The organism is Rhizobium sp. WSM409 (assembly GCF_057653825.1).
Genome location: NZ_CM172794.1, coordinates 3,064,265 through 3,080,239, shown reverse-complemented (window position 1 = coordinate 3,080,239; position 15,975 = coordinate 3,064,265). Strand labels below are relative to the sequence as shown.

Below are 15,975 nucleotides of genomic sequence, written 5' to 3'. Positions count from 1 at the left end.
TGATTAGCAGTTGGTGCTGCATCTCGCCAAGCCGAGGCAAGCACCCGGCGCCTCCAAGATTCGACTCGCAAATCGAGAATTTCGATATTACCTTTTCCGAGGAGGTAGATTGATGAAAAAAGTTCCAGGGCCTCCGTCCTTCGACGGCCTGAAGCGCAGGATAGCGAGACATCGGGCGGAAAATCCCCCGAGCAAGAAAGACCATTTCGTGCGTGAGACATATTGCCTCGGCCTCACGGACGCACGCGCCAAGGCGCGCGAATGGTTCGACGAATATCCGAAAGCCGCTTACTGGACCGAGGTGGAAAGCTGGCGCCAGCTCGACGGCGACCAGATCGAATTCACCATGCGCCGTCTGCCCTCGGCAGACTGACCGTCACTTCGCAGTGGCGCGCACGCGGCTTTCGATCAGCAGGCCGTTTTCATCCATGATCGGATGCGCCACCGAGACGATGTGGGCGTTGAGGCGCTTCAGATCGCGCAGCATGTCGAGATGCAGCGAACTCGTTTGCAGGCTGTCGGCGCGACCATCACGCAGGCGTTCGAGGTGGCGCTCGGCAGACTGCTTCTCCATCCGGCGCACCTCGACCTTCACCTCCATCATCTGGCGCGCCAGATTGAAATCGCGGGTGACGAAGATTGTCTGGGCGACGCGCAGATTGTCGATCGTCAAATCGAACAGCTTGCGCAGTTCCTGATGACCGTCATCGGAAAATTTCAGGCCAAGAGAGATCTTCTTTGCCACCTGCTCCAGCAGGCCCTTCTCGATGATATCGCCCATATGTTCGAGGTTGATCGCATAATCGATGACGACGATCGAGCGGCGGGCGTTCTCGTCGCTGAGACCCTCGCGGCCGAGCTTCGAGAGATAGACCTTCACCGCCTGCTGCAGCCGGTCGACGCGCTCTTCGAGGGTGGATATCTCGGCAAGCTTCGATGCGTCGTTACGCTCGAAAGCTTCGGAGACCCGGATCAGCATCCGCTCGATCAGATCGCCGACGCCGAGCACTTCGCGGGTAGCGCTGGCGAGGGCCACGACCGGCGTCGCAAGCTCCTGCGCATCCAGATATTTCGGCGCGCTATCGGGCTCGGCTTGATCAGGCACCAGCCGGGCCATCAGGGCAGCGAGCGGCCGGGAGAATGGCCAGGCCAGCGCCGCCAGCAGAAGGTTGAAGGCAAGATGCGCGTCGACCGGCAGCTTGGCAGGACCGAAGGGCAGCATTTGGATGAATTCCGCGCCATAACCCGCCAGCGGCAGGGCGATAAGGCAGCCGAGCGTGCGGACGGCGAGATTGCCGAGGGTGACGCGCCGTGCCGAAACCGGGCCGGACAATGTCGCGACGACCGGCGGTATCGCCCCGCCGAGATTGGCGCCGAGTACGAGCACGATGACGAGTTCGGCGGAGACGACGCCGGCCGAGGCGAGCGAGAGGATGAGCACCACCACCGCAAGGCTCGACGAGGACGCGAAGGCAAGTGCTGCCGAGATGATCATCGCCACGGGCAGGGCGTTATCCAGCAGGCCGATGAAGGCGGCGAGTGCGGGGGAAGCGCGCATCGGTTCCGTCGCAAGGCCAAGGAGGTGCAGCGACAACAGCATCAGCCCGATGCCGATCAGCGCCGTGCCGCCGCCCTGGCTGGCGCTGGAACGGCCGCGGTAGAGCACGATGCCGGCAAGAATCAGGAGCGGAGAGAGCCATTCGATGCCCGTTGCGACGATCCAGGCGGTGATTGCCGTGCCGACATTGGCGCCGAGCAGGACGATCTGCGCCATGCGCGGCTTGATCAGGTCACGCTCGACGAAGGAGGCCGTCATCAGCGCCGTCGCTGTGGAGCTTTGCAGCGCGATTGTCGCGACGAGGCCCGACAGGAAAGAACGAAGACCGCCGCGCGTGCCGGTCGCCAGGCCTGTTCTCAGGCGGGCGCCGAAGGCTCTGGATACGCCATCCTTTACCTGCGCGAGGCCGAACAGCAGCAGAGCCACGGCGCCGAACAGGTTGATCATGATGATTGTAGAGTCCATTTTATTGTTTTTATTCTTCTTTCACAGATCTGGAGAAGTGCTGTTTTCCTCACATGACCGTTCCAAACTTATTGGAATCATGGAGGCCAATGCTGAATTTTTGATTGCCCGGCTAATAAATATACGCCGGTTTGACGGATAGACAACGTTATTTTGCGACATATTCCGGAGCGGATCGGCAATTTCGCGGGCTTTTGCTCTGCCAGCGCCGGTGTCCGTCAGGCCCAGACGGTTTGGCGCATCGCCTCGCCGACGATCATCGCGGCGGAGACGGCGACGTTGATCGAGCGCTGGCCTTCGACCATCGGGATCAGTACGCGCGCATCGGCCCTCTCATGCACCTGATCCGGCACGCCGGCGCTTTCGCGGCCGAAGAGCAGGACATCGTCGGGGCGGAAGGCAAGATCGGTGTAGCGCTCCGCAGCCTTGGTCGAGGCGAGGATCAGGCGGCGGCCAGTGGTCAGACGCCACGCCTCGAAGCGGTCCCAGTTGACATGGCGGGTGAGGGCGGCGGCGGCGATATAGTCCATGCCGGCCCGTTTCAGGTTACGGTCGGAGATGTCGAAGCCGGCGGGCTCGATCAGATCGACCGCAAAGCCAAGGCAGGCGGCAAGACGCAGGATCGTGCCGGTATTGCCGGGAATATCCGGCTGATAGAGTGCCAGTCTGAGTGAAGTCATGATGCGCTATCTTTCCGCTTTCACCGCAAAGGGCCTAATGCAACTGTGATTTCGACGCAACAGGGCGCGTTTGGACCCGAAAAGATGAAATATGTGGCAGAACAGGGCTGGAAAATTCCTCATTTTCGCGTTATCGGTGCATATCTTTAATCGCCAGCAAGGAGCGCCAGAATGAATATTTTGCTGTATGTGCGCCTCCTGGCCGTGATGCCAAGCGGTGCGATTTTCCGCCGATAGTGCGGATTTCTTCCCTGAATTTCCTTTTTGATCCATTGTGCGGCTGTTTCAGCCTCGCCCCTTGAACGTTCGGTTCCCATATGTGCTTGCATAGCGCTGGGATGGCGCGAAGCCGGGAGCCGGAACGCTGACGTTTCGGAGCAATTTCATGTTTGGCTGGTTCGAACAGCGACTCAATCCCTTTCCAAGCGAGGACCCCGTCGTCCCGCCGAAAGGTCTCTTTGCCTTTTGCTGGCATTACAGCAAGCCGGCTGCGCCCTGGCTCGGCCTGATGGCCGTGCTGACCGCGCTGATCGCGATCGGCGAAGTGGCGCTCTTCCAGTTCCTCGGCGACATCGTCGACTGGCTGACCAATGCCGACCGCGCCACATTCCTGGAGAGAGAAGGCCACAAGCTTTTCTGGATGGCGGCGCTGGTGCTGATCGGCCTGCCTTTGGTAGCTGGGCTCGATTCGCTCATCATGCATCAGATGATGCTCGGCAATTATCCGATGATCGCACGCTGGCAGATGCACCGCTTCCTGCTGCGTCACAGCATGTCGTTCTTCGCCAACGAGTTTGCCGGGCGTGTCGCCACCAAGGTGATGCAGACCTCGCTTGCGGTGCGCGAAACGGTGATGAAGATCCTCGACGTCTTCGTCTATGTCGTCACCTACTTTCTGACGATGATCATCGTGATTGCGGCAGCCGACTGGCGGCTGATGATCCCGATCCTCGTCTGGCTCGCGGTCTATATCAGCATCGTCGCCTATTTCGTGCCGCGGCTTCGCAAGATCGCGGCGGCGCAGGCGGATGCGCGTTCGATGATGACGGGGCGCGTGGTCGACAGCTATACGAATATCGCGACGGTCAAGCTGTTTTCGCATGCGGGCCGCGAGGAGGTCTATGCCAAGGAAGGCATGGACGAGTTCCTGCAGACCGTGCACAAGCAGATGCGCAAGGTGACGCTCTTCCACATCTTCGTCTACGTGAACAACTGCGTTGCGCTCTTCGTCATCTCGGGCATGTCGATCTGGTTCTGGCTGAACGGGGCGATCTCAGTCGGCGCCATCGCCATCGCCATCGGTCTTGCCATGCGCGTCAACGGCATGTCGCAATGGATCATGTGGGAAGTCTCGGCGCTGTTCGAGAATATCGGCACGGTCTATGACGGCATGGAGATGATGAGCAAACAGCACGACATCGTCGACAAGCCGGGCGCACCCACCCTGACGGCGAAGAAGGGCGCGATCCACTATGACCGCATCCGCTTCCACTACGGCAAGAGCAAGGGCGTCATCGACAACCTGTCGCTCGACATCAAGGCCGGCGAGAAGGTTGGTCTGGTCGGCCGCTCCGGCGCCGGCAAGACGACGCTGATGAACCTGTTGCTGCGCTTCTACGACCTGGAGGCCGGCCGCATCACCATCGATGGGCAGGACATCGCCGGCGTTTCGCAGGAAAGCCTGCGTTCGCTGATCGGCGTGGTGACGCAGGACACTTCGCTGTTGCATCGCTCGATCCGCGACAACATCGCCTATGGGCGCCCCGAAGCAACGGACGACGAGGTGATCGAGGCCGCCAAACGCGCCAATGCCTGGGAGTTCATCGAAGGCCTGGTCGACATGCAGGGCCGCGCGGGGCTCGACGCGCAGGTCGGCGAACGCGGCGTCAAGCTCTCCGGCGGCCAGCGGCAGCGCGTCGCGATCGCCCGCGTCTTCCTGAAGGACGCGCCGATCCTGGTGCTCGACGAGGCAACCTCGGCACTCGATTCGGAAGTCGAGGCGGCGATCCAGGAAAACCTCTTCGCCCTGATGGAGGGCAAGACGGTGATCGCCATCGCCCACCGGCTGTCGACGCTGACGGAGATGGACCAGCTGATCGTGCTCGACAAGGGCCGGATCATCGAGGCCGGCTCGCACAGTGAGCTGATCGCAGGAGGCGGCATCTATGCCGACCTCTGGAACCGTCAGTCCGGCGGCTTCCTCTCCGATCACGCCGACGAAGCGGAAGTGGCGGCGGAATAATAAGAGTAATGAGGCCCTCCCTGCGAAAGCGGAGAGGGCCTCGTGAATTCTTAGGGGGGTTCCAGCTTGCCGACCGTTGCTGAAGATCTGAGCGCGTTTGCGTCCTATCCGATCAAAGGCTGTCGGCCCAATCGATCACGCGGTGAGTTTCGACGACGACCATTGTGTGGGCGGCGGCGATCGTGCGAAGCGCGACGAGGCGGCGGTGCTCCTCCTGATCGATCCAGGTGGTAATGGCCTCGGCGACGATCTCGTCGCGCGGCAACCCCAGGGCGAATGCCAGGGCATCCAGCCTTTCTGCAAGCGGAAGCGGAACATGCACATCGAGCATTTTCGTTTCCATGGATATGGTCTCCGGTAAAGCGCGATCGTAACGTGAGATTGTGACCGGTTCGGGGGCATTCAATGGGTATGCCGCCGATGTTACCGATAATTACCAAAATATAACATTCTGTCCGCTTTTCATTCCCTTTGCCGGCACGGCTAATCCGCCTATATCGCTTCTATGTTGCTGCACCCCATCCTCCGCCGGTTCGAAACCTGGATCGATCCGTTCCGCCCACGCGCCAATCTGCAGCCGCCGCGCTCGACGCTCGGATTCATCTGGTTCTATATCGGCCAGGCGAGGATGCCGTTCATCGCCATGCTCGTTCTCGGCGGCACGTCGGCGGCGATAGAGGCCGCACTCTTCTGGTTCGTCGGGCGGTTGGTCGATATCCTCGGCAGCATCACGCCGGGGGCCGGCTGGAGCGGCCTTCTCGCTGCCCATGGCGGCGAATTGTTCGGGATGCTCGCCCTCATCGGGCTGGTGCGCTTCGTCATCGCCTTCCTGATCGCGCTCGTCGACCAGCAGGTGATCACGCCTGGCTTCTACAATCTCGCACGCTGGCAATCCTATCTCCATGTCTCCAGGCAGTCATTGTCGTTCTTCCAGAGCGATTTTTCCGGGCGCATCGTCACCAAGGTCTGGTCGGCCGGACAGGCCACCGGCGATCTCGTCACCTCGCTGATGGAAAGCGTCTGGTTCGTCGGCATCTATGCCGTAACGACGCTCGTGCTCGTCGCCCGGCTGGACTTTTCCCTTGCCGCCGTCGTGCTGTTCTGGCTTGGCGCCTTCAGCCTGCTTGCCCGCCACTTCGTTCCGCGGATCCGCCAGCATTCCCGCGAGACGGCGGAAGCCGGATCGATGCTGAACGGCCGGATGGTCGACTCCTACAGCAACATGCAGACGCTGAAGCTGTTTGCCCGCGACGAGGAGAGCGACCGCTACATGCGTCAGGGCTTTGATATCTATCAGGATACGGTGTTGCGCTTCACGCGGTTCATCACCGGCGTCCGGGCCTCGATGGCGCTGCTCTCCGGCCTGATGATCGTAACGATGGCGGGGCTGAGCGTCGATCTCTGGCTGCGCGGCCTGGTGAGTTCCGGCGCCGTGGCGTTTTCGCTGGCGCTGGTGCTCAGGCTGAATTTCCTGCTCGGACGGCTGATGACGCAGTTCAACGGCATCATGCGCAATCTCGGTACCATCCAGAACGCCGCCGAGCTGATCTCCCAGCCTCTGGGGCTCGTCGATCGGCCGGATGCGAAGTCCCTGGTGATCCGACAGCCCGGCATCCGCTTCGACGATGTTTCGTTCCGTTACGGCAAGGGTCATCAGCCGGTCGTCGAGAATTTCTCCCTGACCATCCGCCCGGGCGAAAAGGTCGGGATCGTCGGCCGTTCGGGTGCCGGGAAATCGACGCTGATGAACCTGCTGCTGCGCCTCTACGATATTCAGGACGGCCGCATTCTCATCGACGGCCAGGATATTGCAGCGGTGACGCAGGAATCTCTCAGGATGCAGATCGGCGTCGTCAGCCAGGACACCTCGCTGCTGCATCGTTCCGTGCGCGACAATATCCTGTTCGGACGGCCCGATGCCGGCGAGGAGGGGCTGGTGGAGGCGGCAAGGCGCGCCGAAGCCATCGACTTCATCGAACGTCTGCAGGATCAGCAGGGTCGTAGAGGTTTCGATGCGCATGTCGGCGAACGCGGCGTCAAACTGTCAGGCGGGCAGCGGCAGCGTATCGCTATTGCCCGGGTCATGCTGAAGGACGCGCCGATCCTCGTTCTCGACGAAGCGACGTCGGCGCTCGATTCGGAAGTGGAAGAGGCGATCCAGTCCAATCTCCATCGGATCATGGAAGGCAAGACAGTGCTTGCGATCGCCCATCGGCTGTCGACGATCGCCGCGCTCGACCGGCTGATCGTCATCGATCTCGGGCGGATCATCGAGGAAGGCAGCCATGACCAACTGCTTCGCCACGGCGGGCTCTATGCCGAACTTTGGGCGCGCCAGTCCGGCGGCTTCCTTGCTACAGACGAGGATGCGGGCTCAAGGGTCGATGACGAATTCCGCCATGAGGCCAAAATGATTTGACCCGAAGCCATTCTCGATGCGGCGAACCGATTTCAGCCGCAGCGGCGCCCGGGTAAAGATATGATCGATCGGAATGCCGAAGGCGCCGGCGCGGATCGGCCATGTCGCGGGTTCCAGCGATACCGTGCCCAGGGCTTGAGTGCGCATGAGATACTGCACGTCGGGCGCGAGAATCGACGTATTGAAATCACCGGCGAGAACGAGTGGTCCCGAAAGGGTAGGGATGATCTCCGCGAGATCCCAGATTTCGAGGCCGTGGAATTCGTCGTAATAAGGTTTGGTCAGGTGCGCGGCGAGGAAATTGACCTTCTGGCCATCGAAATCGATCGTCGAGATCGTCAGCCGGTTGCGCCAGAGCAGGCCGAGATTGCGGATGCGGGGTTCGATCAGCGGACGTTTCGACAGCACCAGCGTGTCGCATTGCTCCATGCCGACGCCGCAGCCGACGTAATAGGGATAGGTCTTCAGCAACCGTGGCAGTTCCGACAGCAGCGGTTCAGCCTCCAGGATGTTGACGGCGTCCGCACCCGAGCCAATGACCATGTCGGCGATGTCAGGGCCGTTTGCAAAATTATCGTTCTCGATATTGAAGGACATCAGCCTGAACAGGGCCGGGCGGCTCTCCTCGACGGATGGTTCGACGAATTCGCGCATCATCACGACACCGTGGACGGCAAGGACCACCGATATTGCGAGGGTCAGCAGGCCATACCAGTGCCGCTTGACGAGAAGGGCAGCGACCGAGGCCACAGTGCCGGCCACCGCCAGATGGACCTGGAAGCTGTAAAAGAAAGATAGCAGATAGAAATCGGTGACGTATCGCAGGGAGATAATGGCGAGAACGAGGGTCGTGAGAACGCTGAATACGCAAAAAATCGTGTCTCTCATCCGCTCCGGTCCGGCTCACTGGCATGGCTTGGACTGCGCCTATCACGAGGGCGTTTTTGTTGCAATGCAACATAATGGCAAGCGCGTGTTTGCCTTAAAAAATTCATCCGAAATTTCCCGCGACATTGTGCCCTCATCCCCTTGCCAAGGCTGGACATAATTTGCGATCAAGCATAGAACGCGCCGGATTGCCGGGGAATCTATGGCCGAATTGTGTCCAGAGAGATTCGCCGGTAGAGGGGGCAGGGCGGAATTCCGCGAAAATTGCGCAGAGGATGTTAGCCGTGAGCGAACACGAAACGACAAGCGAGGGCATGGGCGAACCCACTCGCCGTGATTTCCTTTATCTCACCACTGGTATGGCAGGCGCCGTCGGCGCCGTCGCGGTCGCTTGGCCGTTCATTGATCAGATGCGTCCTGACGCTTCGACGCTTGCTCTCGCCTCCATCGAAGTCGACGTTGCCAGCCTCGAGCCCGGCATGTCCCTGACGGTTAAATGGCGCGGCAAGCCGATCTTCATCCGCAACCGCACGCCTGAGGAAGTGGAAGCGGCAAATGCCGTCCAGCTTGCTGATCTGAAGGACCCGGTCGCGCGCAATGCAAACCTTCCTGTCGACGCTCAGGCAACGGGTGTTGACCGTTCGGGCGGCAAGGGCAAGGAAAACTGGATCGTCATGATCGGCACCTGCACGCATCTCGGTTGCGTGCCGCTCGGCCAGGCCGGCGAATACAATGGTTGGTTCTGTCCCTGTCATGGCTCGGTCTACGACACGGCCGGCCGCATCCGCAAAGGCCCGGCGCCGCAGAACCTGGCGATTCCGACCTTTTCATTTTTGTCCGATACCAAGATCAAGATCGGTTGAGGGGAGACTGATTAATGAGTGGCCATTCCAGCTACGAGCCATCAACCGGCCTCGAGAAATGGGTCGATGCGCGCCTTCCGCTGCCGCGCATGGTCTATGACAGCTTCGTCGCCTATCCGGTTCCGCGTAACCTGAACTACGCCTACACCTTCGGCGCCATGCTCGCCGTTATGCTGGTGGTGCAGATCCTGACGGGTGTTACGCTCGCCATGCACTATGCGGCCGAATCGTCGGTTGCCTTCAACTCCGTCGAAAAGATCATGCGTGACGTGAACCACGGTTGGCTGCTGCGCTATATGCATGCCAACGGCGCATCCTTCTTCTTCGTCGCGGTCTACCTGCACATCGCCCGAGGCCTCTATTACGGCTCCTACAAGGCGCCCCGCGAAATCCTCTGGATCCTCGGCGTGGTCATCTACCTCCTGATGATGGCGACCGGCTTCATGGGCTATGTTCTGCCCTGGGGCCAGATGTCCTTCTGGGGCGCCACCGTCATCACCGGCTTCTTCTCCGCCTTTCCGCTGGTCGGCGAATGGGTGCAGCAGTTCCTACTCGGCGGCTTTGCGGTCGAAAACCCGACGCTGAACCGCTTCTTCTCGCTGCACTACCTGCTGCCCTTCATGATCGCCGGCGTCGTCATCCTGCACATTTGGGCGCTGCACGTCGTCGGCCAGACGAACCCGACGGGCGTCGAGGTCAAGACGAAGACGGACACGGTGCGCTTCACGCCTTATGCGACGATGAAGGATGCGCTCGGCGTCTCAATCTTCCTGATGGTCTATGCCTATTTCGTCTTCTACCTGCCGAACTTCCTAGGCCATGCCGACAACTACATCCCGGCCGACCCGCTGAAGACGCCGGCCCACATCGTTCCGGAATGGTACTTCCTGCCGTTCTACGCGATGCTGCGCTCGATCACCTTCAACGTCGGCCCGATCGACTCCAAGCTCGGCGGCGTGCTCGTGATGTTCGGCGCGATCATCGTGCTGTTCTTCCTGCCCTGGCTCGATACCTCAAAGGTCCGTTCCGCCGTCTACCGCCCCTGGTACAAGCTGTTCTACTGGCTGTTCGTGATCAACGCGATCATCCTCGGCTGGCTCGGTTCGCAGCCGGCGGAAGGCTTGTTCACCACGATCTCGCAGATCTGCACGCTCCTCTACTTCGCTTTCTTCCTGGTCGCGATGCCGGTTCTCGGCTTGGTGGAAACACCGCGTCGCATCCCGAACTCGATCACCGAAGCGGTGCTCGAAAAGCGCAACAAGACCGTAGCGGTCAAGGCATAAGCGAGCGACGGAAGGGAATAGAAATATGAAAACGCTTGTTACAAGCATTCTCTCGCTCGCATTTGCCGCCGGTCTCGGCAGTGCGGTGCTGGCCCAGGAGGCGACGCCCGCCAACGGTGCGGCTCCGGCCCATCACGCGGAAAGTGAGACGCCGCACTATCCGCTGAAGGAGCCGAAGGAGGAGGAATGGACTTTTGCCGGTCCGTTCGGCCACTACGACAAGGGTCAGCTTCAGCGCGGCCTCAAGGTTTACACCGAAGTCTGTTCCGCCTGCCATTCGATGAACCTCGTGCCCTTCCGCATGCTTGATGAGCTCGGTTATTCCGAGGCGCAGGTGAAGGCTTTCGCCGCGAACTACGAGGTCCAGGACGGCCCGAACGCCACCGGCGAGATGTTTACCCGCAAGGCGGTCCCCTCCGACCACTTCCCGGCGCCTTTCGCCAATGCGGAGGCCGCTGCTGCCTCCAACAACGGTGCGGCTCCGCCTGACTTTTCGCTGATTGCAAAGGCTCGCGAGGTCGAGCGCGGCTTCCCGCAATTCGTCTTCGACATCTTCACGCAGTATCAGGAAGGTGGCCCGGATTACATCCACGCGCTGCTGACCGGCTATGAAGAGCCGCCGGCCGGCTTCCAGGTGGCGCAGGGTTCACATTACAATCCTTATTTTCACGCTGCCGCCGTCCTTGCCATGCCGAAGCCGCTCTCCGACGGTCAGGTGACCTATGACGATGGCGCGCCGGCGACGGTCGACCAGTATTCGAGGGACGTCTCCGCCTTCCTGATGTGGGCCGCCGAGCCGCATCTCGAGGAGCGCAAGCGCACGGGCTTCATGGTCATGATCTTCCTGGCGATCTTCACGGTGCTGATCTACCTGACGAAGCGCTCGATCTACGCCAATAAGGAACACTGAGCGGTTCCCCGCCAGATTTCGAAAGGCGGCCTGCGGGCCGCCTTTTTTGTTGGTTCCGCCCCTGGCAATTGATAAAGTCCGGCCAGTTTCATGCCTTCGCAGATATGGATTTTCCATGAACAATACGACTTCGGAGCTTGCAGCCAGCATCCGCTCCATTCCCGACTACCCCAAACCCGGCATCATTTTCCGCGACATCACCACACTGCTCGGCAACCCACGCGCTTTCCGCCGGGCGGTCGATGAGCTCGTGCAGCCCTATGCAGGCACGAAGATCGACAAGATCGCCGGCATGGAGGCGCGCGGCTTCATCCTCGGCGGCGCGGTGGCGCACCAGCTCTCCTCAGGCTTCGTGCCGATCCGCAAGAAGGGCAAGCTGCCGCACGAGACCGTGCGCATCGCCTACAGCCTGGAATATGGCGTCGACGAGATGGAGATGCATCGCGATGCTGTCCAGCCCGGCGAGAAGGTGATCCTGGTCGACGACCTGATCGCCACCGGCGGCACGGCGGTCGGCGCGACGAAGCTGCTGCGCCAGATCGGCGCGGAAGTGGTCGGCGCTTGCTTCGTCATCGATCTGCCGGACCTCGGCGGACGCAAGAAGCTGGAAGAGCTCGGCGTCGTCGTGCACACGCTGGTCGAATTTTCCGGCCACTGAGCCCTCGTCCTCGTGCCTGCAGCGTCAGTCGAATTCGAGCACGCCGCTTTCGAAGCGGATAACGGTATCGCCGTTTTGATTGACGCCCTCGCAGAGGATGGTGTTGAGGTGCCATCCCGGCCGCGACGCGAGCGCCCGGCTGGAGAGGAAGGCGACGGAATAGGTCACGACGTCGCCTGCGAAAACCGGCCGCAGCCATTGCAGTTTCTGGAAACCGGGTGAGGGGCCGAGGTTCGGTGACGTCTGGCCCTTTTGCGCGAGTGCGGCGCTTTGCCTTTCCCAAAAGGCGAGGAAGGTCCGCATCCAGGCGGCGGCGGTGTGCCAGCCCGAGGCGCAGAGATCGCCGAAGAGGGTGTCTTTGGCGGCTTCTTTGTCGACGTGGAAACGCTGCGGATCGTAGCGCGTCGCGAAACGGATGATGTTTTCCTCGGTAAAAGTGTACTTGCCGATCTCGGCCTTCTCGCCAACCGCGTAAAGCTCGGACATCCTCATGCTGATGTCTCCGGGCTTATGCCGATATCCGCGGGCCGGGCACGCATGCCGAACATGACTGAATTCTCCGAGACGCAGACGAGTTCGCCGCGCTGGTTTTCTACCTCGTGGCGAAACTTGACGATGCCTATGCCAGGGCGCGAGCGCATCGGCCGGGCTTCAAGCACGGTCGAATGGCCAGATAGCGTGTCGCCGGCAAGCACCGGCTTTCGCCATTCCATCAGATCGACGCCCGGCGCACCTTCGCAGAGCGAATGCAGCACATAACTGTCGGCCATCATGCGCATGAACATAGAAGAGGTATGCCATCCGGAAGCGGCAAGGCCGCCGAGAATGCTGGCGCGGCCGGCAGCCTCATCGATATGCATCGGTTGCGGGTCGAATTCGCTTGCGAACTCAATGATTTCCTCGGTGGTCACCAGCTTCGGGCCAAGCGCGAAGCGGCGGTCGAGCTGGAAATCCTCGAAGGAAAGCTTTTCTGCCGACATTCGTTCCTCCCGCCATATGCAGCGCACAATGCTTACAATAGCATCCGCCCGGGCTCAATGATTCCGGGGAGATAAACCGGCATGACTGAACTAAGGTCGATACTTGACGAGGCCGTGCGCCAGGAGCTGATTTCGCCGGAGGCGGGCGGGCGGCTTTTGCCGTTCCTGATGGAGCGCGGGGTCGCCGTCGTCGGGGGCGGCGTCGCTGAGGCACAGCCGGCAATGGCGGCGGAGGGGCAGGCCTGGTCGGATACAGAGACGCCAAGCTTCGTGCGCGGCTTCCACGACGTGCTGATCACCATCGGCGTCGTGGTGGCGCTCGGCGGCCTCTGGGGGCTTGCCGCACGTTATGCCGTACTGCCTACGATCATCGTGCTTTCGGAAATCCTGGTGCGCCGCCAGCGGCTTGCCCTGCCGGCCGTCAGCCTGACGATCGCGCTGTTCTGCTGGACATTCCTGCTGATGTCCTTCTTCTTCAAACCGGGAACATCAGCCTTCAATAATATTGGGGCGGAGGCGACGCAGTTCGTCGCCGGCTTCCCGATCGTTCTCGGCCTCTATTATGCCCGGTACCGCGTGCCGCTGTCGCTGGCGCTCTGCATCACCTCGGCCCTTGCACTGGTGTTCACCTTGCTATTGCGCCTCATGCAATGGGCGAGTGGCGATCCGCAATTCTTCTCCAACCATCCCCTCCTGTTCGCGGTGGTCTTCCTCGTTTGCGCGCTCGGGCTGTTTGCAACGGCGCTCTATTTCGACCTCGGCGACCGGTTGCGCCGGACGATACGCTCCGATATCGCCTTCTGGCTTCATCTGGGTGCGGCACCGGCACTGCTCTTCAGCGTAAGGCTGCTGATGTCGTTCGACGGCAATTTGCTGGATGTTGCCCGGGCCGTGTCGATCAAGACGCCCATCATTGTCATCAGCGTGGCGGTGTTGATGCTGATCGGCCTTGTCATCGACCGGCGCGCCTTCGTCACGTCAGGCCTGCTGTCGCTCGGTTTTGCGATCTACGGCATTTTCCGCCAAGGGAGTGCGACTGTTGATACCTATATCTTCACGACGCTGATCGTCGTTGGAGCGATCGTGCTCATCATCGGAACAGGCTGGATGCCGCTGCGCCGTATCGTGCTGCGGGCGCTGCCGCTGGTAATCTCGCAGAGATTGCCGCCTGCCGTCGCGGGGGCGGTATCGTAGACCTTATGATTTCGCCCAAACCGCCGAGCAGTTTGGGCGAGATGCATTGGTCGAGACAGCAGCGGTCTGCGATCAGGTGTTGAAGCGGAAATGGATGACGTCGCCGTCTTGGACGACGTATTCCTTGCCTTCGTCGCGCGCCTTGCCGGCATCCTTGGCGCCGACTTCGCCGTTGTATTTGATGTAGTCGTCATAGGCGATGGTGTTTGCGCGGATGAAGCCACGCTCGAAATCCGAATGGATGACGCCGGCGGCCTGTGGCGCCTTGGTGCCGCGCTCGATCGTCCAGGCGCGCGTTTCCTTCGGGCCGACAGTGAAATAGGTGATGAGGTGGAGCAGCTTGTAGCCGGCCCGGATCAGCCGGTCGAGGCCGGCCTCGTCAAGGTCGAGGGCGGAGAGGAATTCCTTGGCTTCTTCTTCGGGAAGCTGGGCAACCTCCGATTCGATCGCCGCCGAGATGACGACGGTTTCGGCACCCTGTTCCTTCGCCATGACGGCAACAGCCTCGGTGAATTCGTTGCCGGTCGAAGCATCGCCTTCGGCGACGTTGCAGACGTAGAGCACCGGATGCGAGGTCAGAAGATTGAGGCTCTTGAGGATGACGATTTCTTCCGCATCGAGCGTCGACAGCAGCGTGCGAACCGGCTTGCCTTCGTTGAGCAGCTTCAGCGAGGCATCCATGATCGGCAGCATCGCCACCGATTCCTTGTCCTTGCCGGTGGCGCGCTTGCGCGTCTGCTCGGTGCGGCGCTCCAGGCTTTCGAGGTCGGCAAGCATCAGCTCGGTCTCGATCGTCTCGGCATCGGCGACCGGGTTGATGCGCCCCTCGACATGCGTGATGTCGCTGTCTTCGAAGCAGCGTAGCACATGGACGATGGCGTCGACTTCGCGGATATTGGCGAGGAACTGGTTGCCGAGGCCTTCACCCTTCGAGGCGCCGCGCACCAGGCCGGCAATGTCGACGAAGGAGATGCGGGTCGGGATTAGTTCCTTGGACTTGGCGATGTCGGCAAGCTTGCGCATGCGCGGATCGGGAACGGCGACTTCGCCGGTGTTCGGCTCGATGGTGCAGAAGGGATAATTCGCCGCCTGTGCCGCCGCCGTCTTGGTGAGCGCGTTGAAGAGGGTCGATTTGCCGACATTCGGCAGCCCGACGATACCGCATTTGAAGCCCATCGCTAAAACCTGCTGTTCTTGAATTCCTTGCTGGTGCCTATGGGATAAAGGAGCATTATGGTCAAGTCTTAGAGAGCTTTTAACGTCGCTCACTTGCCGATGGATCGGTGCTGGCCTATTCTTGAAAGCGATGGAGATTTCGACATATTGCTGATTTCATCAGAATGCCGGTCGCTGTTCGCATGGACGCAGTTGCCCCTCTCAGTATCGAAGCCGGCGACCTGCCCCTGCCTGTTTGAGGCCGGGAGCCGCGCCGGTTGACCGTCGAAAATTCGTCATCGACAATGATTAGCTGGTTTTGAAGATTACCAACTCCATGTCATCAACGGGTGGATTTTTCCGATGAGTGACAATGACATTGCCCTGAAACCGAAGACCAAGGTGAAGCCGAAGCTGGATAAGCCGAAGCTCTACAAGGTCATCCTCGTCAATGACGATTATACGCCGCGCGAATTGGTGATCATGATCCTGAAGGCCGTCTTCCGCATGAGCGAGGAGACCGGCTACCGGGTGATGATGACGGCGCACAAGCTCGGTTCATGCGTGGTCGTGGTCTGCGCCAAGGACATCGCGGAGACCAAGGCCAAGGAGGGCATCGACCTTGCCAAGGGCATGGGCTATCCGCTGATGTTCACCGCGGAGCCGGAGGAATAGGCATT

Annotated in this window: 16 protein-coding genes; 9 read left to right on the top strand and 7 right to left on the bottom strand. The window is 60.8% G+C overall.

Translation table 11 applies throughout. The features are described 5' to 3' along the window. The first annotated feature begins 112 nt into the window (after nt 1–112). Entirely contained in the window at nt 113–373 is a 261-nt protein-coding gene (locus tag AC25BC_RS15420) for a hypothetical protein (protein ID WP_012758464.1), read from the top strand. Between the two features lie 3 nt (nt 374–376). Here AC25BC_RS15420 and AC25BC_RS15415 read toward each other — a convergent pair whose 3' ends face one another. Both AC25BC_RS15415 and AC25BC_RS15410 read right to left on the bottom strand, forming a co-directional pair. Then, nucleotides 377–2,023, bottom strand: coding sequence for a Na/Pi cotransporter family protein (locus AC25BC_RS15415; protein ID WP_012758463.1), 1,647 nt, complete (start codon nt 2,021–2,023; stop codon nt 377–379). Nucleotides 2,024–2,241: 218 nt separating this feature from the next. Continuing rightward, complete coding sequence (locus AC25BC_RS15410; RefSeq protein ID WP_012758462.1) at nt 2,242–2,703, bottom strand: tRNA (cytidine(34)-2'-O)-methyltransferase; 462 nt, start codon at nt 2,701–2,703, stop codon at nt 2,242–2,244. A 385-nt stretch (nt 2,704–3,088) separates the two neighbouring features. Between AC25BC_RS15410 and AC25BC_RS15405 the strand changes: the two genes are divergently transcribed. Then, nucleotides 3,089–4,945: an ABC transporter ATP-binding protein gene (locus tag AC25BC_RS15405; protein WP_012758461.1), complete on the top strand. Its 1,857-nt coding sequence runs from the start codon at nt 3,089–3,091 to the stop codon at nt 4,943–4,945. 112 nt (nt 4,946–5,057) lie between these two features. On the opposite strand, the gene AC25BC_RS15400 is transcribed toward AC25BC_RS15405, so the two are convergent. Further along, nucleotides 5,058–5,288, bottom strand: coding sequence for a CopG family ribbon-helix-helix protein (locus tag AC25BC_RS15400; RefSeq protein ID WP_012758460.1), 231 nt, complete (start codon nt 5,286–5,288; stop codon nt 5,058–5,060). A 162-nt stretch (nt 5,289–5,450) separates the two neighbouring features. Between AC25BC_RS15400 and AC25BC_RS15395 the strand changes: the two genes are divergently transcribed. Then, complete coding sequence (locus AC25BC_RS15395; protein WP_012758459.1) at nt 5,451–7,364, top strand: ABC transporter ATP-binding protein; 1,914 nt, start codon at nt 5,451–5,453, stop codon at nt 7,362–7,364. On the opposite strand, the gene AC25BC_RS15390 is transcribed toward AC25BC_RS15395, so the two are convergent. Then, nucleotides 7,320–8,252 carry an endonuclease/exonuclease/phosphatase family protein gene (locus AC25BC_RS15390; RefSeq protein ID WP_012758458.1) on the bottom strand — a complete coding sequence of 311 codons (933 nt, stop codon included), beginning with the start codon at nt 8,250–8,252 and terminating at the stop codon, nt 7,320–7,322. The two genes, AC25BC_RS15395 and AC25BC_RS15390, sit on opposite strands and share 45 nt — an antisense overlap. A 284-nt stretch (nt 8,253–8,536) precedes the next feature. Here AC25BC_RS15390 and petA point away from each other — a divergent pair, with 284 nt between their 5' ends. The 4 genes from petA to AC25BC_RS15370 all read left to right on the top strand — a co-directional run bounded on the left by petA (nt 8,537) and on the right by AC25BC_RS15370 (nt 11,966). Further along, on the top strand, nt 8,537–9,115 hold the full coding sequence (petA, locus tag AC25BC_RS15385) for a ubiquinol-cytochrome c reductase iron-sulfur subunit (protein WP_012758457.1): 579 nt from the start codon (nt 8,537–8,539) through the stop codon (nt 9,113–9,115). A gap of 14 nt (nt 9,116–9,129) precedes the next feature. Then, the gene (locus AC25BC_RS15380) at nt 9,130–10,398 is read left to right on the top strand and encodes a cytochrome b (protein WP_012758456.1); all 1,269 of its coding nucleotides are present in this window, start codon (nt 9,130–9,132) and stop codon (nt 10,396–10,398) included. Between the two features lie 25 nt (nt 10,399–10,423). Further along, nucleotides 10,424–11,308 (top strand): cytochrome c1, encoded by an 885-nt coding sequence (locus AC25BC_RS15375; RefSeq protein WP_012758455.1) that lies wholly within the window; start codon nt 10,424–10,426, stop codon nt 11,306–11,308. 115 nt (nt 11,309–11,423) lie between these two features. Beyond that, nucleotides 11,424–11,966 (top strand): adenine phosphoribosyltransferase, encoded by a 543-nt coding sequence (locus AC25BC_RS15370; protein ID WP_003561340.1) that lies wholly within the window; start codon nt 11,424–11,426, stop codon nt 11,964–11,966. A gap of 24 nt (nt 11,967–11,990) precedes the next feature. On the opposite strand, the gene AC25BC_RS15365 is transcribed toward AC25BC_RS15370, so the two are convergent. Both AC25BC_RS15365 and AC25BC_RS15360 read right to left on the bottom strand, forming a co-directional pair. Beyond that, the gene (locus tag AC25BC_RS15365) at nt 11,991–12,458 is read right to left on the bottom strand and encodes a MaoC family dehydratase (RefSeq protein WP_012758454.1); all 468 of its coding nucleotides are present in this window, start codon (nt 12,456–12,458) and stop codon (nt 11,991–11,993) included. After that, nucleotides 12,455–12,946 (bottom strand): MaoC family dehydratase, encoded by a 492-nt coding sequence (locus AC25BC_RS15360; RefSeq protein WP_012758453.1) that lies wholly within the window; start codon nt 12,944–12,946, stop codon nt 12,455–12,457. Before AC25BC_RS15360 ends, AC25BC_RS15365 begins: the two co-directional genes overlap by 4 nt. A gap of 81 nt (nt 12,947–13,027) precedes the next feature. Here AC25BC_RS15360 and AC25BC_RS15355 point away from each other — a divergent pair, with 81 nt between their 5' ends. Beyond that, a complete protein-coding gene (locus tag AC25BC_RS15355) occupies nt 13,028–14,140 on the top strand; it encodes a hypothetical protein (protein WP_128438224.1) in 1,113 nt (370 codons plus the stop codon). Between the two features lie 72 nt (nt 14,141–14,212). On the opposite strand, the gene ychF is transcribed toward AC25BC_RS15355, so the two are convergent. Further along, nucleotides 14,213–15,316: a redox-regulated ATPase YchF gene (gene ychF, locus AC25BC_RS15350; protein WP_012758451.1), complete on the bottom strand. Its 1,104-nt coding sequence runs from the start codon at nt 15,314–15,316 to the stop codon at nt 14,213–14,215. Nucleotides 15,317–15,658: 342 nt separating this feature from the next. Here ychF and clpS point away from each other — a divergent pair, with 342 nt between their 5' ends. After that, the gene (gene clpS, locus AC25BC_RS15345) at nt 15,659–15,970 is read left to right on the top strand and encodes an ATP-dependent Clp protease adapter ClpS (RefSeq protein WP_012758450.1); all 312 of its coding nucleotides are present in this window, start codon (nt 15,659–15,661) and stop codon (nt 15,968–15,970) included. Nucleotides 15,971–15,975 lie beyond the last annotated feature (5 nt).

What these genes read in the sequence shown, in the direction of transcription:
- AC25BC_RS15355 (WP_128438224.1), top strand. Translation starts at nt 13,028, where the DNA reads ATGACTGAACTAAGGTCGATACTTGACGAGGCCGTGCGCCAGGAGCTG.
- AC25BC_RS15420 (WP_012758464.1), top strand. Translation starts at nt 113, where the DNA reads ATGAAAAAAGTTCCAGGGCCTCCGTCCTTCGACGGCCTGAAGCGCAGG.
- AC25BC_RS15390 (WP_012758458.1), bottom strand. Translation starts at nt 8,252, where the DNA reads ATGAGAGACACGATTTTTTGCGTATTCAGCGTTCTCACGACCCTCGTT.
- AC25BC_RS15380 (WP_012758456.1), top strand. Translation starts at nt 9,130, where the DNA reads ATGAGTGGCCATTCCAGCTACGAGCCATCAACCGGCCTCGAGAAATGG.
- clpS (WP_012758450.1), top strand. Translation starts at nt 15,659, where the DNA reads ATGAGTGACAATGACATTGCCCTGAAACCGAAGACCAAGGTGAAGCCG.
- AC25BC_RS15405 (WP_012758461.1), top strand. Translation starts at nt 3,089, where the DNA reads ATGTTTGGCTGGTTCGAACAGCGACTCAATCCCTTTCCAAGCGAGGAC.
- AC25BC_RS15415 (WP_012758463.1), bottom strand. Translation starts at nt 2,023, where the DNA reads ATGGACTCTACAATCATCATGATCAACCTGTTCGGCGCCGTGGCTCTG.
- AC25BC_RS15395 (WP_012758459.1), top strand. Translation starts at nt 5,451, where the DNA reads ATGTTGCTGCACCCCATCCTCCGCCGGTTCGAAACCTGGATCGATCCG.
- AC25BC_RS15410 (WP_012758462.1), bottom strand. Translation starts at nt 2,703, where the DNA reads ATGACTTCACTCAGACTGGCACTCTATCAGCCGGATATTCCCGGCAAT.
- AC25BC_RS15375 (WP_012758455.1), top strand. Translation starts at nt 10,424, where the DNA reads ATGAAAACGCTTGTTACAAGCATTCTCTCGCTCGCATTTGCCGCCGGT.
- AC25BC_RS15370 (WP_003561340.1), top strand. Translation starts at nt 11,424, where the DNA reads ATGAACAATACGACTTCGGAGCTTGCAGCCAGCATCCGCTCCATTCCC.
- AC25BC_RS15365 (WP_012758454.1), bottom strand. Translation starts at nt 12,458, where the DNA reads ATGAGGATGTCCGAGCTTTACGCGGTTGGCGAGAAGGCCGAGATCGGC.
- AC25BC_RS15400 (WP_012758460.1), bottom strand. Translation starts at nt 5,288, where the DNA reads ATGGAAACGAAAATGCTCGATGTGCATGTTCCGCTTCCGCTTGCAGAA.
- AC25BC_RS15360 (WP_012758453.1), bottom strand. Translation starts at nt 12,946, where the DNA reads ATGTCGGCAGAAAAGCTTTCCTTCGAGGATTTCCAGCTCGACCGCCGC.
- ychF (WP_012758451.1), bottom strand. Translation starts at nt 15,316, where the DNA reads ATGGGCTTCAAATGCGGTATCGTCGGGCTGCCGAATGTCGGCAAATCG.